The 24,826-nt window shown below is 65.5% G+C and carries 24 protein-coding genes; 18 read left to right on the forward strand and 6 right to left on the reverse strand.

The window, feature by feature from the left end; translation table 11 throughout:
- The first annotated feature begins 6 nt into the window (after window positions 1–6).
- On the forward strand, window positions 7–471 hold the full coding sequence (locus EPK82_RS08665) for a DUF2489 domain-containing protein (protein WP_134676329.1): 465 nt from the start codon (window positions 7–9) through the stop codon (window positions 469–471).
- Window positions 472–566: 95 nt separating this feature from the next.
- A complete protein-coding gene (locus EPK82_RS08670) occupies window positions 567–3,080 on the forward strand; it encodes a penicillin acylase family protein (RefSeq protein ID WP_134676330.1) in 2,514 nt (837 codons plus the stop codon).
- 247 nt (window positions 3,081–3,327) lie between these two features.
- On the opposite strand, the gene EPK82_RS08675 is transcribed toward EPK82_RS08670, so the two are convergent.
- The gene (locus tag EPK82_RS08675) at window positions 3,328–4,020 is read right to left on the reverse strand and encodes an NUDIX domain-containing protein (RefSeq protein ID WP_134676331.1); all 693 of its coding nucleotides are present in this window, start codon (window positions 4,018–4,020) and stop codon (window positions 3,328–3,330) included.
- Window positions 4,021–4,161: 141 nt separating this feature from the next.
- Between EPK82_RS08675 and EPK82_RS08680 the strand changes: the two genes are divergently transcribed.
- From EPK82_RS08680 to nadE, 3 genes are read left to right on the forward strand one after another with little or no spacing between them, the layout of a single operon-like run.
- Window positions 4,162–4,806: a nicotinamidase gene (locus EPK82_RS08680; protein ID WP_134676332.1), complete on the forward strand. Its 645-nt coding sequence runs from the start codon at window positions 4,162–4,164 to the stop codon at window positions 4,804–4,806.
- Window positions 4,803–6,002 carry a nicotinate phosphoribosyltransferase gene (gene pncB / locus EPK82_RS08685; RefSeq protein ID WP_037049097.1) on the forward strand — a complete coding sequence of 400 codons (1,200 nt, stop codon included), beginning with the start codon at window positions 4,803–4,805 and terminating at the stop codon, window positions 6,000–6,002. Before EPK82_RS08680 ends, pncB begins: the two co-directional genes overlap by 4 nt.
- A 10-nt stretch (window positions 6,003–6,012) precedes the next feature.
- Window positions 6,013–6,840, forward strand: coding sequence for an ammonia-dependent NAD(+) synthetase (nadE, locus tag EPK82_RS08690; RefSeq protein ID WP_037049098.1), 828 nt, complete (start codon window positions 6,013–6,015; stop codon window positions 6,838–6,840).
- A gap of 56 nt (window positions 6,841–6,896) precedes the next feature.
- Here the strand turns inward: nadE and dcd are convergent, their stop codons facing one another.
- On the reverse strand, window positions 6,897–7,463 hold the full coding sequence (gene dcd, locus EPK82_RS08695) for a dCTP deaminase (RefSeq protein ID WP_013714599.1): 567 nt from the start codon (window positions 7,461–7,463) through the stop codon (window positions 6,897–6,899).
- A gap of 300 nt (window positions 7,464–7,763) precedes the next feature.
- Here dcd and EPK82_RS08700 point away from each other — a divergent pair, with 300 nt between their 5' ends.
- Window positions 7,764–7,976: a cold-shock protein gene (locus tag EPK82_RS08700; protein ID WP_037049100.1), complete on the forward strand. Its 213-nt coding sequence runs from the start codon at window positions 7,764–7,766 to the stop codon at window positions 7,974–7,976.
- Window positions 7,977–8,358: 382 nt separating this feature from the next.
- On the opposite strand, the gene apbC is transcribed toward EPK82_RS08700, so the two are convergent.
- Entirely contained in the window at window positions 8,359–9,447 is a 1,089-nt protein-coding gene (gene apbC, locus EPK82_RS08705; protein WP_134676333.1) for an iron-sulfur cluster carrier protein ApbC, read from the reverse strand.
- Between the two features lie 171 nt (window positions 9,448–9,618).
- Between apbC and metG the strand changes: the two genes are divergently transcribed.
- From metG to EPK82_RS08755, 10 genes are all read left to right on the forward strand, one after another.
- Window positions 9,619–11,655: a methionine--tRNA ligase gene (gene metG, locus EPK82_RS08710; RefSeq protein WP_134676334.1), complete on the forward strand. Its 2,037-nt coding sequence runs from the start codon at window positions 9,619–9,621 to the stop codon at window positions 11,653–11,655.
- 21 nt (window positions 11,656–11,676) lie between these two features.
- Window positions 11,677–12,444, forward strand: a complete 768-nt coding sequence (locus EPK82_RS08715; RefSeq protein WP_134676335.1) for a DUF4349 domain-containing protein — start codon at window positions 11,677–11,679, stop codon at window positions 12,442–12,444.
- 124 nt (window positions 12,445–12,568) lie between these two features.
- A complete protein-coding gene (gene rsxA / locus EPK82_RS08720) occupies window positions 12,569–13,153 on the forward strand; it encodes an electron transport complex subunit RsxA (protein ID WP_037049106.1) in 585 nt (194 codons plus the stop codon).
- Window positions 13,150–13,725, forward strand: coding sequence for an electron transport complex subunit RsxB (gene rsxB, locus EPK82_RS08725; RefSeq protein ID WP_134676336.1), 576 nt, complete (start codon window positions 13,150–13,152; stop codon window positions 13,723–13,725). Before rsxA ends, rsxB begins: the two co-directional genes overlap by 4 nt.
- On the forward strand, window positions 13,722–16,379 hold the full coding sequence (gene rsxC / locus EPK82_RS08730; RefSeq protein WP_244229888.1) for an electron transport complex subunit RsxC: 2,658 nt from the start codon (window positions 13,722–13,724) through the stop codon (window positions 16,377–16,379). Before rsxB ends, rsxC begins: the two co-directional genes overlap by 4 nt.
- Before the next feature lie 232 nt (window positions 16,380–16,611).
- Window positions 16,612–17,643, forward strand: a complete 1,032-nt coding sequence (locus EPK82_RS08735; protein WP_037055498.1) for an RnfABCDGE type electron transport complex subunit D — start codon at window positions 16,612–16,614, stop codon at window positions 17,641–17,643.
- 2 nt (window positions 17,644–17,645) lie between these two features.
- Window positions 17,646–18,281: an electron transport complex subunit RsxG gene (gene rsxG, locus EPK82_RS08740; RefSeq protein ID WP_037055496.1), complete on the forward strand. Its 636-nt coding sequence runs from the start codon at window positions 17,646–17,648 to the stop codon at window positions 18,279–18,281.
- On the forward strand, window positions 18,278–18,985 hold the full coding sequence (locus tag EPK82_RS08745) for an electron transport complex subunit E (RefSeq protein ID WP_134676337.1): 708 nt from the start codon (window positions 18,278–18,280) through the stop codon (window positions 18,983–18,985). Before rsxG ends, EPK82_RS08745 begins: the two co-directional genes overlap by 4 nt.
- A gap of 100 nt (window positions 18,986–19,085) precedes the next feature.
- Entirely contained in the window at window positions 19,086–19,724 is a 639-nt protein-coding gene (gene nth / locus EPK82_RS08750) for an endonuclease III (protein ID WP_037055492.1), read from the forward strand.
- A gap of 112 nt (window positions 19,725–19,836) precedes the next feature.
- Window positions 19,837–20,016 (forward strand): PA3496 family putative envelope integrity protein, encoded by a 180-nt coding sequence (locus EPK82_RS08755; protein ID WP_004423730.1) that lies wholly within the window; start codon window positions 19,837–19,839, stop codon window positions 20,014–20,016.
- Window positions 20,017–20,068: 52 nt separating this feature from the next.
- Here EPK82_RS08755 and gloA read toward each other — a convergent pair whose 3' ends face one another.
- The 3 genes from gloA to EPK82_RS08770 form a co-directional block, all read right to left on the reverse strand.
- Window positions 20,069–20,461 carry a lactoylglutathione lyase gene (gene gloA / locus EPK82_RS08760; protein WP_037055490.1) on the reverse strand — a complete coding sequence of 131 codons (393 nt, stop codon included), beginning with the start codon at window positions 20,459–20,461 and terminating at the stop codon, window positions 20,069–20,071.
- A 92-nt stretch (window positions 20,462–20,553) separates the two neighbouring features.
- Complete coding sequence (locus tag EPK82_RS08765) at window positions 20,554–21,771, reverse strand: argininosuccinate synthase (protein ID WP_037055488.1); 1,218 nt, start codon at window positions 21,769–21,771, stop codon at window positions 20,554–20,556.
- A 178-nt stretch (window positions 21,772–21,949) separates the two neighbouring features.
- Complete coding sequence (locus EPK82_RS08770; protein ID WP_134676338.1) at window positions 21,950–22,885, reverse strand: flagellar protein MotY; 936 nt, start codon at window positions 22,883–22,885, stop codon at window positions 21,950–21,952.
- 152 nt (window positions 22,886–23,037) lie between these two features.
- Between EPK82_RS08770 and pyrC the strand changes: the two genes are divergently transcribed.
- Together pyrC and rnt are read left to right on the forward strand one after the other, a co-directional pair.
- Window positions 23,038–24,084, forward strand: a complete 1,047-nt coding sequence (gene pyrC, locus EPK82_RS08775; RefSeq protein ID WP_037055483.1) for a dihydroorotase — start codon at window positions 23,038–23,040, stop codon at window positions 24,082–24,084.
- The gene (gene rnt / locus EPK82_RS08780; protein WP_047584482.1) at window positions 24,081–24,755 is read left to right on the forward strand and encodes a ribonuclease T; all 675 of its coding nucleotides are present in this window, start codon (window positions 24,081–24,083) and stop codon (window positions 24,753–24,755) included. The genes pyrC and rnt overlap by 4 nt, the downstream gene beginning before the upstream one ends.
- Window positions 24,756–24,826: the final 71 nt, after the last annotated feature.

A 24,826-nucleotide genomic window follows, 5' to 3' on the forward strand; every position in this document is an offset into this window, starting at 1 on the left:
CCGGGCATGCACGCCGTGACCCTGTCCCTGCTGCTCGCCGGCCTGCTGCTGATCGCCGCCCTGGCCGCCTATGCCTGGCACCTCTGGCGCCGCGTCTGGGCCCGGCAACAGGCCCAGGAGGAGGCTCGCCAGGAACGCCAGGAGCGCCTCGGTGGTGACCTGAACATCCTCGCCAGCAGCCTGCTCGACGAGCAGCTGCCGCTGATCGAGGGCGCCATCCGCATCAAGGTGCTGCTCGACAACTACGACAGCGACCTCAGCAACGACAGCCGCTGCCAGGTGTTCCACCTGCTCTTCGAGGCGACCACCGACGTACCGACCCATGCGGCCTGGAAGGCGCTGGACAAGGAGCAGCGGCGGCGCTTCGAGAAGCGTTTCAACGAGCTGGAACTGCAGCACAAGGCCGCCGCCCGCACGGCCGCACGCTGGCTGCTCGATGACGGGCTCAAGCGCACTCAGCCGAACGCCTGAGCCCTCTTGCCAGGTCGCAACGGCCTCTTTACCTTGGCGACTTCGTGGCCGGTCGACACCCGACCGGCCTCATCCCCTGTCCAAGGATATCCGCCATGCGCACGCTGGCCCGCCTGACCCTTGCCGCATCCCTGACCACGCTCGGTGGCTGCCAGTCACTGCTCAACAGCCGCTATGCCGACAGCGTGCCGCCGACCCGCGGCATCGAGCGCATCCAGGGCGTGGCGGAAAGCGCATCGGTACGGCGCAATGCCCTCGGCATGCCACTGATCGAATCGGGCACCTTTCACGACGCGCTGTTCACCCTGGGCTACGTGCACGCCGGCGACCGCCTCAGCCAGATGGTCGGCATGCGCCTGCTGGCCCAGGGTCGCCTGGCGGAAATGGCCGGCCCTGGCGTGCTGGAGATGGACCGCTTCATGCGCGCGGTCAACCTCAGGAAGAGTGCGGAGCTGCTCTATGCCGACGCCTCGCCGCGCCTGAAACGCTTCTTCGAGGTCTATGCACGCGGCGTCAATGCCTACCTGTTCCGCTACCGCGACCGCCTGCCGATGGACCTGGCGGAATCCGGCTATCGCCCCGAGTACTGGAAACCCGAGGACTCGGTGCTGCTGTTCTGCCTGCTGAACTTCGGCCTGTCGGTGAACCTGCAGGAGGAAATCGCCGCGCTGACGATGGCCCAGCAGGTCGGCGTCGACAAGCTGCCCTGGCTGCTGCCGATCTATCCGGATGAACCGCTGCCCTTCGCCGAGGCGGAGAAACTCGCCGGCCTCGATCTCAAGGGCCAGTTGCCCGGTCTGCAGGCGATCGCCCGCAGCGCGGCGCAGATCGCCGAGCAGCACATGCTGGGTGTCGCGGCCTCGAACAACTGGGCCATCGCCCCTGAACGCAGCCGTGGCGGCAAGAGCCTGCTGGCCAACGACACGCACCTGCCGCTGAGCATGCCGTCGCTGTGGAATTTCGTGCAGATCCGCTCGCCCAAGTACCAGGCCGCCGGTGTTTCGCTGGCCGGCGTGCCGGCCGTGGTGGCCGGGTACAACGGCAAGCTGGCCTGGGGCATGACCATGGTCATGGGCGACAACCAGGACATCTACCTCGAACGCATCAAGCGCGAGGGCAGTCGCCTGATGTACCAGGCCGACGGCCAGTGGCTGCCGGTGATGGAGCGCCAGGAGACCTTCTTCATCAAGGGCCAGCGCCCCATCCGCGAAACCCTGTACGAGACTCGCAACGGCCCGCTGCTCAACTCGGTACTGGGCGAGCGCAAGCACATGCTCCAGCCTCTGCCCTTGCAGACTGGCTACGGCCTGGCCCTGAAGACCACCCAGTTCGAGCGCGACAAGAGCCTCGACGCCTTCTTCGACCTGTCCCGTGCGCAGTCGGTGGATGCCGCCTTCGAAGCCACCCGGGAAATCCGCGCGATGCCGCTGAACATCGTCTTCGCCGATGCCCAGCACATCGGCTGGCAGGTCACCGGTCGCTACCCGAACCGGCGCGAAGGCCGGGGCCTGCTGCCCTCCCCCGGCTGGGACCAGCGTTACGCCTGGGACGGCTACGCCGATCCGATGCTGCATCCCTACGACCAGGACCCGCCGCAAGGCTGGCTGGGCACCGCCAACCAGCGCAGCGTCGAACCCGGCTATGGCATGCAGCTGTCCAGCTCCTGGTTCTACCCGGAACGCGCCGAGCGCATCGCCGAGCTGGCAGGCAACGGCCGTCACGATGGCCGCAGCATGATCGCCATGCAGTACGACCAGAGCTCCCCGTTCGTCGCCAAGCTGCAGGCGATGTTCAACGACCCGGCCATGCACGAGCCGCTGCGCCAGGCGATCGCCGCGCTGCCCAGCGGCCAGCGCGAGCGCGCCGATGAAGCGCTGCGGCGCCTGCTGGCCTTCGACGGCAAGCTCACCGCCAGCTCGGCTGATGCGGCCGTCTACGGTGCATTCATGCAGGAGAGCGCCCGGCAGACCTTCCTCGACGAGCTGGGCCCGGAAGACAATCCGGCCTGGCAGGCCCTGGTGGAAACCGCCAACCTGTCCTATTCGGCGCAGGCCGACCACCTGCTCGGCCGTCCTGACAGCCCGTTCTGGGATGACATCCGCACCCCGCAGAAGGAAGACAAGCCGGCCATCCTGGCGCGCAGCCTGGCCGCCAGCATCACGCTGCTGGAAAGCCGCCTGGGTAGCGAACGCCGCAACTGGCAGTGGGGCAAGCTGCACACCTACGAATGGGTCACCGACACCACACGCCTGGCGCCCTACATGAGCGCCAGCCAGCGCACCAGCATCAACGCCCTCAAAGGCTACCTGGATCGCGGCCCCTACCCGGCCGGTGGTGACCACGGCACCCTGAACGTCGCGGCCTACCCCTGGGGTCAGGACTTCACTACCTTCCTGATCCCGGCCATGCGCATCGTCGTCGACTTTTCCGCCGATGAGCCGCTGATCGGCGTCAACAGTTCGGGGCAGTCCGGCAACCCGGCCAGCCCGCACTACGCCGATGGCATCGAGGCCTGGCTCAAGGGCGGCTACATGAGCTTCCCGTTCAAGGCGCAGAACCTGGACAAGGTCTATGGCAGCCAGCGTCTGCTGCTGATGCCGGGCAAGTGATGACCGTTCGTCGGCTGGCGCTGAACCTTTTCCTCAGCGCCAGACTCTGAGTAATCGACTTACTCCATAGATCATCGATTTGAGGCGCCCCTGGCGCCTTTTCTTTTGCCTGCAGAAAAAAAGATGGCATTTCTGCATCAGTGGATTGAACTTCTCGCTCGAAGCAGGCTCTGAACCTGTGCATCGATTGAAATGCTCCCCTGGCGCCCATGGCGCCTATTTTTTTGCCCGCAATCAGGCAAACCCTCTACGCCAGCAGGCTGCGGTCGAAGATGAAGGCCTCTCCCGCCTGCGGACGATGCTCCAGCAGATGCTGTGGCCGCCCCATCTTCGGGTAGTTCTTCTCACCGGTATCGGCGATCCAGCCCTGCGCCTTCATCCTCTCCAGACGCCCACGCAGGGTGGTGTGCTGCACCGGCTCGCCCAGGCAGGCCTGAAACGCCGCCAGTGCCTCGGTCACGGTGAAGCGTGATACCAGCAGGTACAGCGGCAACGAGCTGTATACCGATTTGCCCTGCAGGCGTTCGGCGGCCAGGCGCACCAGCTGCGCATGATCGAAGGGCAACGCCTGCTGGCCGCTGAGTACCGCCTGCAGGTCGACGAAACGCAGGTCGTCGTCTTCCGGCTCGACGTCCGCCGCCAGCAGTGCCAGGTAGCAGGTGCTCAGCGACCAGCCGCGCGGGTCGCGCACGCCATTGCCCACCGTCGCCACCTGTTCCAGGTAGTGCGGCCGCAACCGCGCCTTGTCCGCCAGCGCCCGCTCGGCGGCGGCATCCAGGCTGGCGTCGACGCAGCGACCATTGACCAACACACCGGGCAATGCCCACTGCCCCGCATAAGGCTCACGCTGACGGCGAATCAACAACACCTGCAGCGTCCCCGCCTCACTCAGACGCAACGCCACGATATCGACCCCGGCAAGAACCTCCACTGCACTCATCCTGTCACCTGCTCCTCCGTGTACTTATTTCATCTTGACCAATAAGGCGGTTTTTTTCACGTGGAAAATCAGATAAACGCTTGACTACATATTTCATCAGATGGAATATGTAGTCACTCACACGCAGAAAGGAGGCACACCATGAAGATCGCCAGCTTCGACGTCGATGCCCAGAAAGGCTTCACCCCGCTGTGCCCCAACGAGCTGCCGGTGCCCGAGGGCGATGCCATCGTGCCGGCGCTCAATCAGCTGGCCGCGCGGGCGCAGCTGCGCATCGGCAGCAAGGACGCGCACAGCCCGCAGGCCGCCTGGGTCGTCGACAGCCACGCGGAGATGCTGCGCCCCCTGCCCCTGGCCAATGCCGACCTGACCTGGGTCAGCCACTGCGTACCCGGCACCCCTGGCTTCGAACTGCTCGACGGCCTGCCCGCGCCGCTGGACTATGACTACTTCGTGTGGAAAGGCGTGGAACCGGACCTGCACCCGTACGGCGCCTGTTACCACGACCTGGCCGAGAAGCGCAGCACGGGCGTGATCGAGTTTCTCCGGCACAATGACGTCGAGCGTGTACTGGTCGGCGGCCTGGCGCTGGACTACTGCGTCAAGACCACCGCTCTGCAACTGCGCCGTGCAGGCTTCGAGGTGATCGTCTACCTGCCCGCCTGCCGCGCTATCGCCGAAGAAACGGCCGTGCCGGCCTGCCGCGCGATGAACGACGCCGGCATTACCCTCGCCGCCAGCCAGGAAGAGCTGGATGCGATCCTGACTCTGGAGACCCAAGGATGAGCGACAGCATTTTCGCCGACCGTATCGTGCAGAACCTGCTCGACACCGACCTGTACAAGCTGACGATGATGCAGGCGGTGTTGCACAACTACCCCAATGCCGAGGTGGAATGGGAGTTCCGCTGCCGCAACAGTGAAGACCTGACGCCCTACCTGGCCGAGATTCGCTACCAGTTCGAGCGCCTCAGCGAGCTGAGCCTGACGGTCGACCAACTGGCCTTCCTCGAACGCATTCCGTTCATCAAGCCGGACTTCATCCGCTTCCTCAGCTTGTTCCGCTTCAACCTGCGCTACGTGCACACCAGCATCGAAGACGGCCAGTTGAGCATCCGCCTGCGCGGCCCCTGGCTGCACGTGATCCTCTTCGAAGTGCCGCTGCTGGCCATCATCAGCGAAGTGCGCAACCGCTATCGCTACCGCGAAGTGGTGCTGGAGCAGGCCGCCGAGCGCCTCTACGAGAAAATCGACTGGCTGCGCAGCGAGGCCAGTGACGACGAGCTGGCCGGCTTCCAGCTCGCCGACTTCGGCACCCGCCGGCGCTTCTCCTACCGTGCGCAGGAGCAGGCCGTGCGCATCCTCAAGCGCGACTTCCCCGGGCGCTTCGTCGGCACCAGCAACCTGCACCTGGCCCGCGAGTTCGAACTCAAGCCCATCGGCACCATGGCCCACGAATGGCTGATGGCCCACCAGCAGCTCGGCCCGCGCCTGATCGACAGCCAGAGCGCCGCACTGGACTGCTGGGTCCGCGAGTACCGGGGCCAGCTGGGCATCGCCCTGACCGACTGCATCACCATGGACGCCTTCCTGGCCGACTTCGATCTGTACTTCGCCAAGCTGTTCGACGGCCTGCGCCACGACTCGGGCGACCCGCTGGTCTGGGCGGAAAAGGCCATCGCCCACTACGAGAAGCTCGGCATCGATCCGCTGAGCAAGACCCTGGTGTTCTCCGACGGGCTCGACCTGGAGAAGTCGCTGCGCCTCTACCGTGCACTTTCCGGGCGAATCCACGTAAGCTTCGGGGTCGGCACCAACCTGACCTGCGACATCCCCGGCGTCGAGCCGATGAACATCGTGATCAAGATGATCGCCTGCAACGGCCAACCCGTGGCGAAGATTTCCGACACGCCCGGCAAGACCCAATGCCGCGACGAGAATTTCGTCAGCTACCTGAAACACGTCTTTCGCGTGACCCAGTGAGGACCCAGACATGAGCAACCGCCAAGCCGAAATCGCCGCCGCCCTCGACGTGGTGCCGCCGTTCGCCGACGACGCCGCGCTGAACGCGGAAATCGAGCGACGCAAGACCTTCATCAAGCACGTGCTCAAGCAATCCGGCCTCAAGGTGCTGGTGCTGGGCATCAGCGGTGGCGTCGACTCCCTCACCGCCGGGCGCCTGGCGCAGCTTGCGGTCGAGGAACTGCGCGCGGAAACCGGCGACAGCGCCTACCGCTTCATCGCCGTGCGCCTGCCGCACAACGCTCAGCACGATGAGCAGGATGCACAGGACTCGCTGAAATTCATCCGCGCCGACGAAGACGACACCGTGAACATCGCCGGGGCGGTCAACGGCCTCGGCGAGCAGGTCACCCACCTGCAGAAGCTGAGCGACGCCCGCCGCGACTTCGTCGTCGGCAACGTCAAGGCGCGCATCCGCATGGTCGCCCAGTTCGCCATCGCCAACGCCAACAACGGCCTGGTGATCGGCACTGACCACGCAGCCGAGGCGGTGATGGGCTTCTTCACCAAGTTCGGCGATGGCGCCTGCGACCTTGCCCCGCTGTCCGGCCTGGTGAAAAACCAGGTACGCGCCATCGCCAGGCACCTGGGAGCACCGCAGCACCTGGTGATGAAGACCCCGACCGCCGACCTGGAAGAACTGCGCCCGGGCAAGCCGGACGAGGAAGCGCATGGCGTGACCTATGCCGAGATCGACGCCTTCCTGCATGGCGAGGCCGTCAGTGACGAGGCCTATGCCACTATCGTGCGCACCTACGACAACACCCGCCACAAGCGTGAGCTGCCTCTGGTGCCCTGAGCAACGGGCAGAAAAAAGCCGGGCAAGCGCCCGGCTTTTTCATGCCTGCGAAAACATCAGGCCTTGGGCAGTGTCACCCCGGTCTGGCCCTGGTACTTGCCACCACGGTCACGGTAGGAGACCTCGCAGGCCTCATCGGACTGCAGGAAAAGCATCTGCGCCACGCCTTCGTTGGCGTAGATCTTGGCCGGCAGGTTGGTGGTGTTGGAGAACTCCAGGGTCACGTGGCCTTCCCATTCCGGCTCCAGCGGCGTGACGTTGACGATGATGCCGCAGCGCGCGTAGGTGCTCTTGCCCAGGCAGATGGTCAGCACGTCACGCGGAATGCGGAAGTACTCGACGGTGCGGGCCAGGGCGAAGGAGTTCGGCGGGATGATGCAGACGTCGCTCTTGATGTCGACGAAGCTCTTCTCGTCGAAGTTCTTCGGGTCTACCACGGCGGAGTGAATATTGGTGAACACCTTGAATTCATCTGCGCAGCGCACGTCGTAGCCGTAGCTGGAGACACCGTAGGAGATCACCCGGCTGGCGTCGGCGCCACGCACCTGGCGCTCGACGAAGGGCTCGATCATGCCGTGTTCCTGGGCCATGCGGCGAATCCACTTGTCCGATTTGATGCTCATGGCGAAGGGTCCTGAGTGGGCGATTACGAAAAAGTGAGCGCATCTTACCGATGCGCGCGCCACGCATCAAAGATTGCCCGCCGAGCGCTTGGTCATTATTTGCAAAAAAGCTGCATCGACCATTCGCACTTGGCGATAAAAACACGTATGGTGTGCCCACTGTGCTGCATGTGTCACCGCGAATCGCTACTAGATGCCCAGATTTCGATCCAAACATCGTCCGACTCCTAGTACTCGTTGCACTCAGTCCCGGCCTGGGCTTTTCCAGGGCTGCTATTACTTTTGTTAGGAGACATCAACATGTCCAATCGTCAGACTGGCACCGTCAAGTGGTTCAACGATGAGAAAGGCTACGGCTTCATCACTCCGCAATCCGGTGACGACCTGTTCGTTCACTTCAAAGCCATCCAGGCCGACGGATTCAAGACCCTGAAGGAAGGCCAGCAGGTTTCCTTCGTGGCTACCCGTGGCCAGAAAGGCATGCAAGCTGAAGAAGTTCAGATCGTTGGTTGATCTGCGCTTTTGAGCTGCTGAAAAAGCCCCGCCTAGTGCGGGGCTTTTTTGTGCCTGTTTGTACGCCCTGTGGGAGCGGATCGATGCGCGAGATTCGCGGCTGAAGCCGCTCCTACAAAAGCGGCAGCCCAGGGTGGCTGGGGCGAAGCCAATGGAGCGTCGGCGCTACCCGCTCCCGCTTGCGGGAGAGGGGCTGGGGAGAGGGTGATGCTGGCGGCGCCGTACTGCGGAAGTACCTACAGTGTTGCCCCCTGTGCACCTGAAGGGATGCGCCGACAAGCACGAGAGCCAAAACCGCTGCGCCGAGCGCCCTCTCCCGCCCTTCGGGCACCCTCCCCCACGAATGGGAGAGGGTCAGCAGATGGCTGCTGCGCAGCCGCTCTCAATCATCACTGATTTCGATGCTCGGCATGCTCGGCTTGCCGGCCTGGGCGATGCGCGCGCCCACCTTGCGTGCCAGCTCCTGATAGATCATGGCGATCTGGCTTTCCGGATCGGCCACCGTGGTCGGCTTGCCGTCGTCGGCCTGCATGCGGATGGCCATCGACAGCGGCAGGGATGCCAGCAGCTCGACGCCGTACTGCGCGGCCAGCTTCTCGCCACCGCCTTCGCCGAACAGATGCTCGGCATGGCCGCAGTTGGAGCAGATGTGCACGGCCATGTTCTCCACCACGCCGAGCACCGGGATGTGCACCTTGCGGAACATCTCCACGCCCTTGCGGGCATCCAGCAGGGCCAGGTCCTGCGGCGTGGTGACGATCACGCTGCCGGCCACCGGCACCTTCTGCGCCAGGGTCAGCTGGATGTCGCCGGTGCCCGGCGGCATGTCCACCACCAGGTAGTCGAGCTCGTTCCAGGCGGTCTGGGTGATCAGCTGCAGCAGCGCACCGCTGACCATCGGCCCGCGCCAGACCATCGGGGTGTTGTCGTCGGTGAGAAAGGCCATGGACATCACCTGCACGCCATGGGCTTCGAGCGGCACGAACCACTTCTGCTCCTTGACCAGCGGTCGGGTGCCTTCGGCGATGCCGAACATGATGCCCTGGCTCGGGCCATAGATGTCCGCATCGAGAATACCGACCCGCGCCCCTTCGCGGGCCAGCGCCAGCGCCAGGTTGGCAGCGGTGGTGGACTTGCCCACGCCACCCTTGCCCGAGGCCACCGCGATCACGTTCTTCACCCCTTGCAAGGCTGGCACCTGGGCCTGCCCCTGGTGCGAGTCGATCACGCAATCGACCTGCACGCGCGCACTGTCGACGGCGTCGAGGTTCTCCAGCGCCATCTGCAGCATCTGCGCCCAGCCGTTCTTGAACAGGCCGGCGGCGTAACCGAGTTCCAGGCGCACGGAGACCCGCCCGCCCTGGATGTCGACCTCACGCAGGCAGCCGGCGCTGACCGGGTCCTGATCGAGGTGGGGGTCGGTGAACTGACGCAGACAGGCTTCGACCGCTTCGCGGGTGACGGCACTCATGCAAGAACTCCAGAAGGCAGGCAGGAAATCAGAGCGTCATCTTAACAGCAGCCACGGGCCGCGAGCGTCACGCCGCGAGCAACAACGACGCTCGTTGTCGCTGGTGGCTTGCAGACTGTCGCTGCTTTATAGTTGCTGACTTCCCTCGTTTTACCAGTGCAGCCGATCACCATGACCGAAGCCCGCAAGATCCTCGTTACCAGCGCCCTCCCCTATGCCAACGGTTCGATCCACCTCGGCCACATGCTCGAGTACGTACAGACCGACATGTGGGTGCGCTACCAGAAACTGCGCGGCAACCAGGCCATCTACGTCTGTGCCGACGACGCCCACGGCTCGGCCATCATGCTGCGCGCCGAGAAGGAGGGCATCACGCCCGAGCAACTGATCGACGGTGTGCGCGCCGAGCACATGGCCGATTTCGCCGAGTTCAGCGTGGCCTTCGACAACTACCACTCGACCCACTCGGAAGAAAACCGCGAGCTGTCGTCCTCGATCTACCTGGCGCTGCGCGACAAGGGCCACATCGCCACGCGCGCGGTCACCCAGTACTTCGACCCCGAGAAGGGCATGTTCCTCGCCGACCGTTTCATCAAGGGCACCTGTCCGAAGTGCGGCACCGAGGACCAGTACGGCGACAACTGCGAGAAATGCGGCGCCACCTACTCGCCGACCGAGCTGAAGAACCCGAAGTCGGCCATCTCCGGCGCCACCCCGGTGCTCAAGGAGTCGCAGCACTTCTTCTTCAAGCTGCCGGACTTCGAAGCCATGCTCAAGCAGTGGACCCGCTCCGGCGCCCTGCAGGAGGCGGTCGCCAACAAGATCGCCGAATGGCTCGACGGCGGCCTGCAGGAGTGGGACATCAGCCGCGATGCGCCCTACTTCGGCTTCGAGATTCCCGATGAGCCGGGCAAGTACTTCTACGTCTGGCTGGATGCGCCGATCGGCTACATGGCCAGCTTCAAGAACCTCTGCTCGCGCCGCCCGGAACTGGACTTCGACGCCTTCTGGGGCAAGGATTCCAGCGCCGAGCTGTATCACTTCATCGGCAAGGACATCGTCAACTTCCACGCCCTGTTCTGGCCAGCCATGCTCGAAGGCGCCGGCTACCGCAAGCCGACCGCCGTCAACGTGCACGGCTACCTGACCGTCAACGGGCAGAAGATGTCCAAGTCGCGCGGCACCTTCATCAAGGCGCGCACCTACCTGGACCACCTGAACCCGGAATACCTGCGCTACTACTACGCCAGCAAGCTGGGCCGTGGCGTCGATGACCTCGACCTGAACCTCGAGGACTTCGTGCAGAAGGTCAACTCCGACCTGGTCGGCAAGGTGGTCAACATCGCCAGCCGCTGCGCCGGTTTCATCCACAAGGGCAACGGCGGCCTGCTGGTCGCCGCCGACCCCGAGCCGGAGCTGTGGAACGCCTTCCGCGCCGCCGCGCCGAGCATCGCCGAGGCCTACGAGGCACGCGACTTCTCCCGCGCCATGCGCGAGATCATGGCGCTGGCCGACCGCGCCAACGCCTGGATCGCCGACAAGGCCCCCTGGGCCCTGAACAAGGTGGAAGGCAAGCAGGCCGAGGTGCAGGAAATCTGCGCCCTGGGCATCAACCTGTTCCGCCAGCTGGTGATCATGCTCAAGCCGGTGCTGCCGCAACTGGCCGCCGACGCCGAGGCCTTCCTCAATGTCGCCCCGCAGACCTGGGCCGACCTGGCGCTGCCGCTGGCCAACCACCAATTGAACCCGTTCAGCCCGCTGCTGACCCGTATCGAACAAGCGAAGATCGACGCCATGACCGAAGCCTCCAAGGAAGACCTGGCCGCCGAAGCCGCCAAACCACAGGGCAACGGCGAGCTGGCCAAGGACCCGCTGGCGGCCGAGATCAACTTCGATGCCTTCGCCGCCGTCGACCTGCGCATCGCGCTGATCGAGAAGTGCGAATTCGTCGAGGGCGCCGACAAGCTGCTGCGCCTGTCGCTGGATATCGGTGACGAGAAGCGCAATGTGTTCTCCGGCATCAAGTCCGCCTACCCGGACCCGAGCAAGCTGGAAGGCCGCCTGACCCTGTACGTCGCCAACCTGGCGCCGCGCAAGATGAAGTTCGGCATCAGCGAGGGCATGGTCCTGGCGGCCGGCCCCGGCGGTGAAGACATCTACCTGCTCAGCCCGGACAGCGGCGCCAAGCCGGGCCAGCGCGTCAAGTAAACCACACGCCAGGAGGCCTCGATGAAACCATGGATGGTGGCAACGCTTGCGTTCGTCCTGGCGGGTTGCTCAGACCCGTCGGGCCTGCCGCAGGGCGGCGCCCTGCAGGGCGAACGCAACAAGGCCGACAGCTACCTGGCCTATGAACACCATGTGGCCATCGAACTGCCCGCCGAGCGTATCGGCGAGCGTATCGCGGCTACCCGCGAGGCGTGCCTGAGCGAGCGCTTCGGCGCCTGCAGCCTGATCACGGCGCAACAGAGCAGCGGCCAGGCGCCACGTGGCGAACTGACCCTGCGCATCGTCCCCGATGGCGTCGAGGCCATCACCCTGCTCGCCAGCGCAGACGGTGAACTGACCAGCCGCACCACCCATGCCGAGGACCTGGCCCAGGCGGTTGCCGACAACCGTCGCCAGCACGAGCAGCTGTTGCGCCAGCAGCGCACCCTGCAGCAATTCGAGAAACGCGACGACCTCGCCGTCGCCGACCTGCTTGCCCTGGCCCGTGAACAGGCCGCCCTGGACGTGCAGCTGCAGGCCATCGCCCAGGACGCCGCCCAGCAGCAACGGCGCCTGGACACCAACCTGCTGACCCTGCGCTTCAGCAGCCCCTACGAGCGTTCGCCCCTGGGGCGCATTGGCGAAGCGTTCTCGCGCCTGCAGGACAACCTTGCCGAAGGCACCGCCAACCTGATCGAGTTCATCGGCTATGGCCTGCCCTTCCTCATCGTGCTGTTCCCCCTGGCCCTCGGCCTGCGCAAACTGTGGCGACGCCTCACCCGTCACTGAGTCCAGCTGTGACGAATGGTCGCCAAGTGCAGGCGATTCGCCGCATGCGGCTTGTATGGCCAGGGCTGCTTCCCGATAATAGGCGCCCTTTTCCTAAGGCCTTTGCGCATTCGACGGCAACCCGATGACCGAACTCGTCCTGATCATGGTCAGCGCCATCCTGGTCAACAACTTCGTGCTGGTGCAGTTCCTCGGCCTGTGCCCGTTCATGGGCGTGTCGAAGAAGATCGAAACCGCCATCGGCCTGTCGCTGGCCACCACCTTCGTGCTGACCCTGGCGGCCATGTGCAGCTACCTGGTGCAGCAATACGTGCTGAAACCGCTGGATCTGGAGTTCCTGCGCACCATCAGCTTCATCCTGGTGATTGCCGTGACCGTGCAGTTCACCGAGATGGTGGTGAACAAGACCAGCCCCCTGCTGTACCGCGTGCTGGGCATCTTCCTGCCGCTGATCACCACCAACTGCATCGTGCTCGGCGTGGCCCTGCTCAACGCCAACAAGAGCGAGTTCACCTTCATCACCGCCACCGTCAACGGCTTCGCCGCCGGCCTGGGCTTCTCCCTGGTGCTGGTGCTGTTCGCCGCCATGCGTGAGCGCATCGCCATCGCCGACGTACCCAAGTCCTTCCAGGGCGCGGCCATCGGCATGATCACCGCTGGCCTGATGTCGCTGGCGTTCATGGGCTTCTCAGGGCTGATCAAGCTATGAGCCTGGTCCTGGTCGCGATCGCCGCGCTGCTCGCGCTGTGCCTGATCGCCGGCGCCATCCTCGGCTTCGCCGCCGTGCGCTTTCGCGTCGAGGGCGACCCCATCGCCGAGCAGATCAACGCCCTGCTGCCGCAGACCCAGTGCGGCCAGTGCGGCTACCCCGGCTGCAAGCCCTACGCCGAGGCCATCGCCGGCGGCGACAAGATCAACAAGTGCCCGCCCGGTGGCGAGGCGACCATCGCCGCCCTGGCCGACCTGCTCGACGTCGAGCCGGAGCCACTGGACGCGGTGGAAGGCGAGAAGCCGCAGATGGTCGCCTTCATCCGTGAGGCGGAGTGCATCGGCTGCACCAAGTGCATCCAGGCCTGCCCGGTGGACGCCATCGTCGGTGCGGCGCGGCAGATGCATACGGTGATCGTCAGCGAGTGCACCGGCTGCGACCTGTGCGTCGAGCCCTGCCCGGTGGACTGCATCGACATGCTCGAAGTCGGCAGCACGGTGCAGAGCTGGAAATGGGACAAGCCACTGGCGCCCGGCCAGCTGATTGCCAGTGACCGGGAGCAGGCCGCATGAGCGCCGTACTGAAAGACCCCATGAAGATCTGGGACATCCCCGGTGGCATCCATCCGGCCGAGCACAAGGACCTGTCCAACCGCACGCCGATCCAGGCGCTGCCCCTGCCCAAGCGCCTGGTGCTGCCGCTCGGCCAGCATATCGGCGCCGCCGCCGAGCCCTGCGTGATGGTCGGTCAGCGCGTGCGCAAGGGCGAGAAGATCGCCGAGGCCAACGGTTTCGTCAGCGTGCCGCTGCACGCACCGACCTCCGGCACCATCGCCTGCATCGGTGAGCAGCCCTACCCACATGCCTCCGGCATGCTGGCGCCGGCCATCGTCATCGACAGCGACGGCCTGGATGAGTGGCTGCCACTGACGCCCCCCGCCGACTACCGCAGCCTGGAGCCCGGCGAACTGCTGACGCTGATCCGCGAGGCCGGCATCAACGGCCTGGGCGGCGCCGGTTTCCCCACGGCGGTCAAGCTCACCGCGCGGCCGACGCAGAAGATCCACACGCTGATCATCAACGGCACCGAGTGCGAACCCTACATCACCGCCGATGACGTGCTGATGCGCGAGCGCGCCGCCGAACTGGTGGCCGGTATCGCCGTGCTGGCCCACCTGATCCAGCCGGAGCAGGTGCTGATCGGCATCGAGGACAACAAGCCCGAAGCCGCTGCCGCCGTGCAGGCCGCCTGCGCCGGGCACGACTTCCAGGTACGGGTGTTCCCCACCAAATACCCGTCCGGTGGCGAGAAGCAGCTGATCCAGATCCTCACCGGCGTCGAGGTGCCCAGCGGTGGGCTGCCGGCCGATATCGGCATCCTCTGCCAGAACGTCGGCACCTGCGTCGCCATCCATGACGCCGTACTGCTGGGCAAACCGCTGATCTCGCGCATCACCACGCTCACCGGTGCCGCGCTGGCGCGGCCCGGCAACGTCGAGGCGCTGATCGGCACGCCCGTCCGCGAGCTGCTGGCCTTCGCCGGGCTCGACCAGGGCAGGCTCAATCGCCTGATCATGGGCGGACCGATGATGGGCTTCACCCTGCCCAGCCTCGACGTGCCGCTGGTCAAGACCAGCAACTGCCTGCTCGCCAGCACCGCCGAGGAACTGCCGGCGCCACCACCCGCCATGCCCTGCATTCGCTGTGGCGAGTGTGCCGAGGCCTGTCCGGCCAGCCTGCTGCCGCAGCAGCTGCATTTCTTCGCCCTGGGCCAGGAACACGAGCAGCTCAAGGCGCACAACCTGTTCGACTGCATCGAATGCGGCGCCTGCGCCTACGTCTGCCCGTCGAGCATCCCGCTGGTGCAGTACTACCGCGTGGCCAAGGCGGAGATTCGCGAGCTGGAGCAGAAGCAGCTCAAGGCCGAACACTCCAAGCAGCGCTTCGAGCAACGCCAGGAACGCCTGCGCCGCGCCGAGGAGCAGAAGGAAGCCGAACGCAAAGCCCGCGCCGAGAAAGCTGCGCGCGCCAAGGCGGCGCAGGCCGAAGCGCCTCCGACAGCAGCGGCCTCGCCAGCGGATGAAGCGCTGAAGAAACTCAAGATCGAAGCCAGCATGGCCCAGGTCGCGCTGAAGAAGGCGGAGAAACAACTGGCCGCCCACGACACCGCCGAGCTGCAGGCGCAGGTCGCCGAGCTGCGCCGTGCCGCCGAGGCCGCGCAGCAAGCGCTGGCCGAGGCCCAGGCTGCCGCACCCGCACCCGCACCCGCACCGAAAGCCGCTGGCGACGAAGCGCTGAAGAAGGCCAAGATCGAAGCCGCCATGCTCAAGGCCCAGCTGCGCAAGCTGGAGAAGCTCGACAGCCCGGACGACGAACAGCAGGCCGAGATCGCCCGCGTGCGCCAGCAGCTGGAAGCCGCCGAGAAGGCCCTGGCCGAACTGGACAGAGAGAAGCCCGCTGCCGCTGCCAAACCCGCCGGCGACGACGCACTGAAGAAGGCCAAGATCGAAGCCGCCATGCTCAAGGCCCAGCTGCGCAAGCTGGAGAAGCACGACAGCCCGGACGATGAACAGCAGGCCGAGATCACCCGTGTGCGCCAGCAGCTGGAAGCCGCCGAAAAGGCCCTGGCCGAACTGGACAGCGAGAAACCCGCTGCCGCCGCCAAACCCGCCGGCGACGAGGCACTGAAGAAGGCCAAGATCGAAGCCGCCATGCTCAAGGCCCAGCTGCGCAAGCTGGAGAAGCTCGACAGCCCGGACGATGAACAGCAGGCCGAAATCGCCCGTGTACGCCAGCAGCTGGAAGCCGCCGAGAAGGCCCTGACCGAACTGGACAACCCAAAGCCTGCCGCAGCCGCCAAGCCCGCCGGCGACGAGGCGCTGAAAAAAGCCAAGATCGAGCTGGCGATGAAGCGCGCCGAACTGAAGAAAGCCGAGAAGGCCGGCAGCGACGAAAGCGCGCTGCAAACGCTGCGCGATGCCCTGGCCGCCGCCGAGCAGGCCCTGCATGCCGCCGAGGAGAACTCGGACAAACCGGCACCGCAGCTGGTGCGCACCGAGCGCCCCGGCGTGGATGCCGAGCAGAAGGCGCTGAAGACCGAAGTCGCCTTCGCCCGCGCCGACCTGCGCAAGCTCGAACGTGACGACAGCGCCGCAGCCGATGCACTGGAGCAGGCACGCAGCCGCCTGGCCGAGGCCGAACGCAAGCTGGCCGAATACCAGACGTAACGATCGCCCCCGGACTACCTCAGGGGCGGGCAGCACAACGATAAAGCCCCTCTCCCACTTGTGGGAGAGGGAAAACGACAACGCCGGCACTCCGGTACAGCGCCCCGGATGACATCCGGGCGACATGACGACAGCCCAGAGCATCCGGGCAACACAGACCACCGTAGCCCGGATGCAATCCGGGGAATGAATACCCACTGCGATCAACACGAACGCAGTAACAGGAGCGCCGATGGCCCTGCCCCGCATCACATCGCCCCATGCCACGGGCAGCAACCGCACCCAGCAGGTCATGCTGCAGGTGCTGCTGGCCACCGTGCCGGGCATCTTCGCCCTGACCTGGCTGTTCGGCATCGGCACCCTGTTCAACCTGGTCTGGGCCAGCCTCTGCGCACTGGGCTTCGAAGCCGCGCTGCTGGCCGCACGCAAGCGCCCGCTGGCGTTCTTCCTCAAGGACTACAGCGCCCTGGTCACCGCCGTGCTGCTGGCCGTGGCCCTGCCGCCCTACTCGCCCTGGTGGCTGACGCTGGTCGCCTGCGGCTTCGCCATCGGCTTCGGCAAGCAGCTCTATGGCGGCCTCGGGCAGAACCCGTTCAACCCGGCCATGGTCGGCTACGTGGTGGTGCTGATTTCCTTCCCCGTCGACATGACCAGCTGGCCCGCACCGCACGGCGTCGCCGCACTGGACGGGATCAAGCACATCCTCGGCCTGGCCAGCCTGCCCGACGGCTGGGCGCAGGCCACCGCACTCGACGCCCTGAAGGTCAACAAGAGCCTGACCATCGACGAACTGTACGCCGGCAACCTGGCCTTCGGTCGCTTCGGCGGTGCGGGCAGCGAGGCGGTCAACCTGGCCTTCCTCGCCGGCGGCCTGTACCTGCTGCACAAGCGCCTGTTCACCTGGCACGCACCGGTGGGCATGCTCGCCGCGCTGTTCGTCATGAGCCTGCTGTTCTGGAACGGCAGCGGCTCCGACTCCAATGGCTCGCCGCTGTTCCACCTGCTCACCGGCGCGACCATGCTCGGCGCCTTCTTCATCGTCACCGACCCGGTGTCCGGCGCCACCAGCAATCGTGGCCGGCTGGTGTTCGGCATCGGTGTCGGCGTGCTGGTCTACGTGATCCGCACCTGGGGCGGCTACCCGGATGCGGTGGCCTTCGCGGTACTGCTGATGAACCTCGCGGCACCGACCATCGACTACTACACGCGGCCACGCAGCTACGGCCATCGCAAGCCCAACAGCGGCTTCAAGCTGGGAGAATGAGCATGCTGCCGGAAATCAGCCGCTCGATGCTGAAGAACGCCCTGGTGCTTGGCCTGTTCGCCATTGCCACGGTGGGCAGCGTCGCCTTGCTGCAACAAGGCACCGCCGAGCGCATCGCCAACGCCGAGCGCGAGGCGCAAGTGCGCGCCCTCGCCGAAATCCTGCCGGCCGGCAGCTACGACAACCACCTGCTGGACAATCGCATCGAACTCGACGCGCCGGAACTGGGCCACCGCAGCCCGCAGTCGGCCTACCTGGCGTTCAAGGACGGCCAGCCCAGTGCGCTGATCCTGCCGGTCACCGCGCCGGACGGCTACAGTGGCGCCATCCACCTGCTGGTGGGCATCTACGCCGACGGTCGCCTGGCCGGCGTGCGCGTGCTCAGCCACAAGGAAACCCCCGGCCTGGGCGACCGCATCGAGCTGGCCAAGAGCGACTGGATACTCGGCTTCGCCGGCAAGTCCCTGAGCGATCCCGACGAGGAAGGCTGGGCGGTGAAGAAGGATCGCGGCGACTTCGACCAGTTCGCCGGTGCCACCATCACCCCGCGTGCGGTGGTCAAGGCCGTGCACGGCGCCCTGCGCTACTTCGCCAGCCATCGCGCCCAGCTGCTGGGCCTGACGGAGGATGAACGATGACCAGCTATCGCGACATCACCCTCAACGGCCTGTGGAAGAACAACCCGGCGCTGGTGCAGCTGCTCGGCCTCTGCCCGCTGCTCGGGGTGAGCAACTCCACGGTCAACGCCCTCGGCCTGGCACTGGCCAGCGCCGTGGTGCTTATCTGCTCCAACACCGCCGTGTCGCTGGTGCGTGGCGTGGTCAACACCGCCGTGCGCCTGCCGGCCTTCGTCATGATCATCGCCGCACTGACCACCTGCATCGAACTGCTGATGCAGGCCTACACCTACGAGCTGTACCAGATCCTCGGCATCTTCATCCCGCTGATCACCACCAACTGCGTGATCCTCGGCCGCGCCGACGGTTTCGCCGCCAAGCACGACCTGGCCCGCGCCGCCTATGACGGCCTGATGATGGGCCTCGGCTTCGGCGTGGTGCTGGTGCTGATTGGTTCGATACGCGAGCTGCTCGGCACCGGCGCCCTGTTCGCCAACATGCACCTGCTGTTCGGCCCGGTCGCCGCCGACTGGAAGCTCACCCTGGTGCAGGACTACCGCGGTTTCCTGCTGGCCATCCTGCCGCCGGGCGCCTTCATCGTCCTGGGCCTGCTGATCGCCGGCAAGAACCGCATCGACCAGATCGCCGCTGAACGGGCCAGGGCCGCTGCGCCCGAGGCGCCGGCACAGAGCCGCCGCGTGCGCGTCACCGGAGTCATCGAGTGATGGCGCCCAGGTGAGCGACAAACCCTAGCCCGGATGCAGCAATCCGGGAATGCCGAAACCACCCCGGATTGCATCCGGGCTACGCCAGAAGCCCTGAGCCATGAACGCAGCCAAACGCCTGGAAATCTTCCGTCGCCTGCACGAGGACAACCCCGAGCCGAAGACCGAGCTGGCCTACAGCAACCCCTTCGAGCTGCTGGTGGCCGTGACGCTCTCGGCCCAGGCCACCGACGTCAGCGTCAACAAGGCCACGGCCAAGCTGTTCCCGGTGGCCAACACGCCGGAGGCGATCTACGCCCTCGGCGTCGAGGGCCTGTCCGAGTACATCAAGACCATCGGCCTGTACAACAGCAAGGCAAAGAACGTCATCGAGGCCTGCCGCATCCTCATCGAGAAACACGGCAGCCAGGTACCGGACAACCGCGAGGACCTCGAAGCCCTGCCCGGCGTGGGCCGCAAGACCGCCAACGTGGTGCTCAACACCGCCTTTCGTCAGCTGGCCATGGCCGTGGACACGCACATCTTCCGCGTCAGCAACCGCACCGGCATCGCCCCGGGCAAGAACGTGCTGGAGGTGGAGAAGAAGCTGCTCAAGTTCGTGCCCAGGGATTATCTGCTCGACGCCCACCACTGGCTGATCCTGCATGGGCGCTACGTCTGCACCGCGCGCAAACCGCGCTGTGGCGCCTGCCGCATCGAAGACCTGTGCGAGTACAAGGCCAAGACCTCGGACGATTGATCGACCATAGAATCCGGCGATCTTCTGATTGAAAAAATCTTTTTTACCCGCTCAATTTTTGCCGCTATAAGGTGCGCAAATGGCCCCTGGTAATGGGCCTGGAGTGGAATAGATGAGCACAGACAAAGAAGACCTCGAACTGGACGAAGACTTTGTCGCGGACGATGCAGACGATGCCGAGCCTGCGGTGGAAGTTGCCAAGACCAACCTGACCAAACGCCGCATCATCGACAACTTCCTCGAAGAGCGCCGCCTGCACAAACAGCTGGCCGAATACGACTTCGATATCTGAAGCCGCACGAAAAAGCCCCGCAGACGCGGGGCTTTTTTCATCGACGCGGCAATCAGTCGCGACGCGAGGGCGAGAGCAGCTCGACCTTGTAGCCGTCCGGGTCCTCGACGAAGGCCAGGATGCTCGTCCCATGCTTCATCGGCCCCGGCTCACGGGTGATCTTGCCGCCGCGCGAGCGGATATCCTCACAGGCCTTGTAGACATCTTCCACTTCCAGGGCGATGTGGCCGTAGCCGCTGCCCAGCTCGTAGCTGTCGACGCCCCAGTTGTGGGTCAGTTCGATCACGCTGTTGTGCGCCTCGTCGCCATAGCCGACGAACGCCAGGGTGAACTGGCCGTCCGGATAGTCCTTGCGGCGCAGCAGGGTCATGCCCAGCACTTCGGTATAGAAGGCGATGGACTTGTCCAGGTCGCCGACACGCAGCATGGTGTGCAGCAGTCTCATGGCTGTTCTCCTCATCGGCCCACTGTTGCCGGGCCCAGAATGACGAACCCCGGCGCGTGGCCGGGGTCGTTTGACACGCTGCAAGCAGTCTATCAGAGCAGCTTGCGGCCCTTGCCTGCGGCGATGCGCATGCGCAGGGCGTTGAGCTTGATGAAGCCCGCCGCGTCCTGCTGGTTGTAGGCGCCGCCGTCTTCCTCGAAGGTCGCGATGTTGGCGTCGAACAGCGAGTCGTCGGACTTGCGGCCGGTGACGATGACGTTGCCCTTGTACAGTTTCAGGCGGACCACGCCGTTCACGTTGGCCTGCGAGGCGTCGATCATCTGCTGCAGCATGACGCGCTCCGGGCTCCACCAGAAACCGTTGTAGATCAGGCTGGCGTACTTCGGCATCAGCTCGTCTTTCAGGTGCGCCACTTCACGGTCGAGGGTGATCGACTCGATGGCGCGGTGCGCCTTGAGCATGATGGTACCGCCGGGGGTCTCGTAGCAGCCACGGGACTTCATGCCGACGAAACGGTTCTCGACGATGTCCAGACGGCCGATGCCGTTCTCGCCACCGATGCGGTTCAGCTCGGCCAGCACCTGCGCCGGGCTCATGTCCTTGCCGTCGATGGCAACGATGTCACCGCCGCGGTAGGTCAGCTCGATGTAGGTGGGGACGTCCGGCGCCGCTTCCGGCGACTTGGTCCAGCGCCACATGTCTTCTTCGTGCTCGGTCCAGGTGTCTTCCAGCACGCCGCCCTCGTAGGAGATGTGCAGCAGGTTGGCGTCCATGGAGTACGGCGACTTCTTCTTGCCGTGGCGCTCGATCGGGATGGCGTGCTTCTCGGCGTAGTCCATCAGCTTCTCGCGCGACAGCAGGTCCCACTCGCGCCACGGCGCGATGACCTTGACGCCCGGCTTCAGCGCGTAGGCGCCCAGCTCGAAACGCACCTGGTCGTTGCCCTTGCCGGTGGCGCCGTGGGAGATGGCGTCGGCGCCGGTCTCGTTGGCGATCTCGATCAGGCGCTTGGCGATCAGCGGACGGGCGATGGACGTACCCAGCAGGTACTCGCCTTCGTAGATGGTGTTGGCACGGAACATCGGGTAGACGAAGTCGCGGACGAATTCTTCGCGCAGGTCGTCGATGTAGATTTCCTTGACGCCCAGCGCCTGTGCCTTGGCACGGGCCGGCTCGACCTCTTCGCCCTGACCGAGGTCGGCGGTGAAGGTCACCACTTCACAGTTGTAGGTATCTTGCAGCCACTTGAGGATCACCGAGGTGTCCAGGCCACCGGAATAGGCCAGAACTACCTTTTTGACGTCCGCCATGCCATCACTCCACGGGTTGTACGGTAAAACCCGTGATTCTACTGACCCTGCCGGTCAATTTACAGAGGCGCGACAGCTTGTGATGACGAAGCGACGAGGATAAGCGCTCATTTTCCGGCCGTGGGCGCCGGCGGCCACCCTCGAGTGGACTCGCGGCCCCGCCGTGGTGCCGCACGTCTCAGGAGGGCGTGCTGCCCGCGGGGTCGGCAGCCGGACTCGCCGGCGTGGTCTGCGGCGCCGCTTCCGGCACGGGCACGCGGTCCAGGCGCAGGGTCGCCCGGCGATTCCTGGCACGGTTGGCCTCGCTGTTGTTCGGCACCAGCGGATAGCGCTCGCCATGAAAACGCACGGTAATCTGCTCAGCCGGGATGCCACCAGCCTTGAGATAGTCCTGCACGGCCAGCGCACGACGGCGCGAGAGATCGCGGTTGGTCAGACGATTGCCGGTGTTGTCGGCGTGGCCGTCGATCTGGAAGCTGTTGATGCTGGGGTCGGCCTTGACGAACTCGAGAACGATGTCGAGCTTGGCCCTGGCCATCGGATCCAGGTCGATGCCGCCGCCGGAGAAACCGATCTGCGCCTGGCGGATCTGGTCGAAGTTGACCGGCAGCAACTTGGCCGTACAGGCCTGGTAATCATCGTAGGCCTGGTGAAACTTCACCGGCAGCAGGCGCACCTCCAGGCGCTCCCCACCATTGAAGGTACGGTGGCGCACCACTGGGCTGCGCCCTTCCAGCAGGCCGCTGAGCAGGCGCGCGCCCTGCTCCTGCGAGGTGTTGAAAGGTACCTCGCCCTGGCCGACGCTGACCACGCCCAGGTTGATGTCCTCGCGTCCGGGCTGCCACGGCGCCGCAGCCGCCAGCAGGGTCGCCGAGCCGGCGCCCATCCAGTGTTCACGCGCCTTCAGGCGGAACGTCACCTGCTCACCGGCGCGGCGCACGAACTCGCCGCTGCCGAAGTTGCTGATCGGCTGGCTCAGGCGGCACTCGAACTGATCACCCTCGACCTTCCACTCCACCTTCTCCAGACGGGTCTGGAAGCTGATGGCATGCGCCGGCAGGCACAGAGGCATGCCAGCCAGCAGGCTGATCAGGATGAAATAGGGCGCACGCACGGCAGGCTCCAGGGCGGTTCACGGCATTCTCTGCTGATATCGGTCAGCCGCGCGAAAACTTGACCCCTGCGCGTGATTGTCGCGTCGGCGCGAGCGCGGACAGGTGCTTTTCAGGTACCATGCGGCCACGTTTTACCCGCCTGGAAGCCTCCATGTCCGACCGTCTGACTCTTCTGCGTCCCGATGACTGGCACATCCACCTGCGCGACGGCGCGGTGCTGCCACACACCGTCGGCGATGCCGCGCGCACTTTCGGCCGCGCCATCATCATGCCCAACCTGGTACCGCCGGTACGCAATACCGCCGAGGCCGACGCCTACCGCCAGCGCATTCTGGCCGCACGCCCGGCCGGCAGCCGTTTCGAGCCGTTGATGGTGCTCTACCTCACCGACAACACCAGCCCCGAAGACGTGCGCGCGGCCAAGGCCAGCGGGTTCGTGCATGCGGCCAAGCTCTACCCGGCCGGCGCCACCACCAACTCCGACTCGGGCGTGACCAGCATCGACAAGATCTTCCCGGCCCTGGAAGCCATGGCCGAAGTCGGCATGCTGCTGCTGGTGCACGGCGAAGTGACCCGCGCCGAGATCGACGTGTTCGACCGCGAGAAGATCTTCATCGACGAGCACCTGAGCCGCGTGGTCGAGCGCTTCCCGACGCTCAAGGTGGTGTTCGAGCACATCACCACCCGTGACGCCGTGCAGTTCGTCGAGGCCGCCTCGGCCAACGTCGGCGCCACCATCACCGCGCACCACCTGCTGTACAACCGCAACCACATGCTGGTCGGCGGCATCCGCCCGCACTTCTATTGCCTGCCGATCCTCAAGCGCAACGTGCACCAGGAAGCCCTGCTCGACGCCGCCACCGGCGGCAACGCCAAGTTCTTCCTCGGCACCGACTCGGCGCCGCACGCCAAGCATGCCAAGGAAGCCGCCTGCGGCTGTGCCGGCTGCTACACCGCCTACGCCGCCATCGAGCTGTATGCCGAGGCCTTCGAACAGCGTGGCGCGCTGGACAAGCTGGAGGCGTTCGCCAGCTTCCACGGCCCGGACTTCTACGGCATGCCGCGCAACAGCGACAGCATCACCCTGGTGCGCGAGGAATGGACCGTACCGGCCAGCCTGCCGCTCGGCGAGAACAGCGTAGTGCCCCTGCGCGCCGGCGAAACCCTGCGCTGGAAGCTGCTGGAGGCCCAGGCATGAGCGAAGACAACTACGACGACGAACTGGACCCGAGCCTGCCGGCCGGCCCACGCTCGCCGATGGCAGCGCGCTTTCGTGGCTACCTGCCGGTCGTGGTGGACGTGGAGACCGGTGGTTTCAACAGCGCCACCGACGCGCTGCTGGAAATCGCCGCCACCACCATCGCCATGGACGAGACGGGTTTCCTCTATCCGGATCACACCCACTTCTTCCGCATCGAGCCCTTCGAGGGCGCCAACATCGAACAGGCGGCCCTGGAGTTCACCGGCATCAAGCTCGATCACCCGCTGCGCATGGCGGTGAGCGAGGACCATGCCCTGGGGGAAATCTTCAAGGGCATTCGCAAGTCGATCAAATCGGCCGGCTGCAAGCGCGCGATCCTGGTCGGGCACAACAGCAGCTTCGACCTCGGCTTCCTCAATGCCGCCGTGACGCGCTGCGGCATCAAGCGCAACCCGTTCCACCCCTTCTCCAGTTTCGACACCGCCACGCTGGCTGGCCTCGCCTACGGCCAGACCGTACTGGCCAAGGCCTGCCAGGCTGCTGGTATCGAGTTCGACGGCAAGGAGGCGCACTCGGCGCGCTACGACACCGAGAAGACTGCCGAGCTGTTCTGCGGCATCGTCAACCGCTGGAAGGAAATGGGCGGCTGGGACGAGTTCGACCACTGATCCCCGCCTCCGTACGCGTATCAAAAAAACCGGCACCTGCCGGTTTTTTCATGCCTGGAGAATGCACGACC

Origin of the sequence: Ectopseudomonas khazarica (genome assembly GCF_004521985.1) — a bacterium.
GTDB classification, from domain to species: Bacteria; Pseudomonadota; Gammaproteobacteria; order Pseudomonadales; family Pseudomonadaceae; genus Aquipseudomonas; species Aquipseudomonas khazarica.

Excerpts from the sequence above, each read along its gene's own strand:
- EPK82_RS08745 (WP_134676337.1), top strand. The coding sequence starts at position 18,278 with ATGACCAGCTATCGCGACATCACCCTCAACGGCCTGTGGAAGAACAAC.
- apbC (WP_134676333.1), bottom strand. The coding sequence starts at position 9,447 with ATGAGTGCCGTCACCCGCGAAGCGGTCGAAGCCTGTCTGCGTCAGTTC.
- pyrC (WP_037055483.1), top strand. The coding sequence starts at position 23,038 with ATGTCCGACCGTCTGACTCTTCTGCGTCCCGATGACTGGCACATCCAC.
- EPK82_RS08755 (WP_004423730.1), top strand. The coding sequence starts at position 19,837 with ATGAGCACAGACAAAGAAGACCTCGAACTGGACGAAGACTTTGTCGCG.
- EPK82_RS08715 (WP_134676335.1), top strand. The coding sequence starts at position 11,677 with ATGAAACCATGGATGGTGGCAACGCTTGCGTTCGTCCTGGCGGGTTGC.
- gloA (WP_037055490.1), bottom strand. The coding sequence starts at position 20,461 with ATGAGACTGCTGCACACCATGCTGCGTGTCGGCGACCTGGACAAGTCC.
- nth (WP_037055492.1), top strand. The coding sequence starts at position 19,086 with ATGAACGCAGCCAAACGCCTGGAAATCTTCCGTCGCCTGCACGAGGAC.
- rnt (WP_047584482.1), top strand. The coding sequence starts at position 24,081 with ATGAGCGAAGACAACTACGACGACGAACTGGACCCGAGCCTGCCGGCC.
- EPK82_RS08675 (WP_134676331.1), bottom strand. The coding sequence starts at position 4,020 with ATGAGTGCAGTGGAGGTTCTTGCCGGGGTCGATATCGTGGCGTTGCGT.
- EPK82_RS08665 (WP_134676329.1), top strand. The coding sequence starts at position 7 with ATGCACGCCGTGACCCTGTCCCTGCTGCTCGCCGGCCTGCTGCTGATC.
- EPK82_RS08700 (WP_037049100.1), top strand. The coding sequence starts at position 7,764 with ATGTCCAATCGTCAGACTGGCACCGTCAAGTGGTTCAACGATGAGAAA.
- EPK82_RS08765 (WP_037055488.1), bottom strand. The coding sequence starts at position 21,771 with ATGGCGGACGTCAAAAAGGTAGTTCTGGCCTATTCCGGTGGCCTGGAC.
- rsxG (WP_037055496.1), top strand. The coding sequence starts at position 17,646 with ATGCTGCCGGAAATCAGCCGCTCGATGCTGAAGAACGCCCTGGTGCTT.
- EPK82_RS08680 (WP_134676332.1), top strand. The coding sequence starts at position 4,162 with ATGAAGATCGCCAGCTTCGACGTCGATGCCCAGAAAGGCTTCACCCCG.
- rsxB (WP_134676336.1), top strand. The coding sequence starts at position 13,150 with ATGAGCCTGGTCCTGGTCGCGATCGCCGCGCTGCTCGCGCTGTGCCTG.
- nadE (WP_037049098.1), top strand. The coding sequence starts at position 6,013 with ATGAGCAACCGCCAAGCCGAAATCGCCGCCGCCCTCGACGTGGTGCCG.
- rsxA (WP_037049106.1), top strand. The coding sequence starts at position 12,569 with ATGACCGAACTCGTCCTGATCATGGTCAGCGCCATCCTGGTCAACAAC.
- metG (WP_134676334.1), top strand. The coding sequence starts at position 9,619 with ATGACCGAAGCCCGCAAGATCCTCGTTACCAGCGCCCTCCCCTATGCC.
- EPK82_RS08735 (WP_037055498.1), top strand. The coding sequence starts at position 16,612 with ATGGCCCTGCCCCGCATCACATCGCCCCATGCCACGGGCAGCAACCGC.
- dcd (WP_013714599.1), bottom strand. The coding sequence starts at position 7,463 with ATGAGCATCAAATCGGACAAGTGGATTCGCCGCATGGCCCAGGAACAC.
- rsxC (WP_244229888.1), top strand. The coding sequence starts at position 13,722 with ATGAGCGCCGTACTGAAAGACCCCATGAAGATCTGGGACATCCCCGGT.
- EPK82_RS08670 (WP_134676330.1), top strand. The coding sequence starts at position 567 with ATGCGCACGCTGGCCCGCCTGACCCTTGCCGCATCCCTGACCACGCTC.
- pncB (WP_037049097.1), top strand. The coding sequence starts at position 4,803 with ATGAGCGACAGCATTTTCGCCGACCGTATCGTGCAGAACCTGCTCGAC.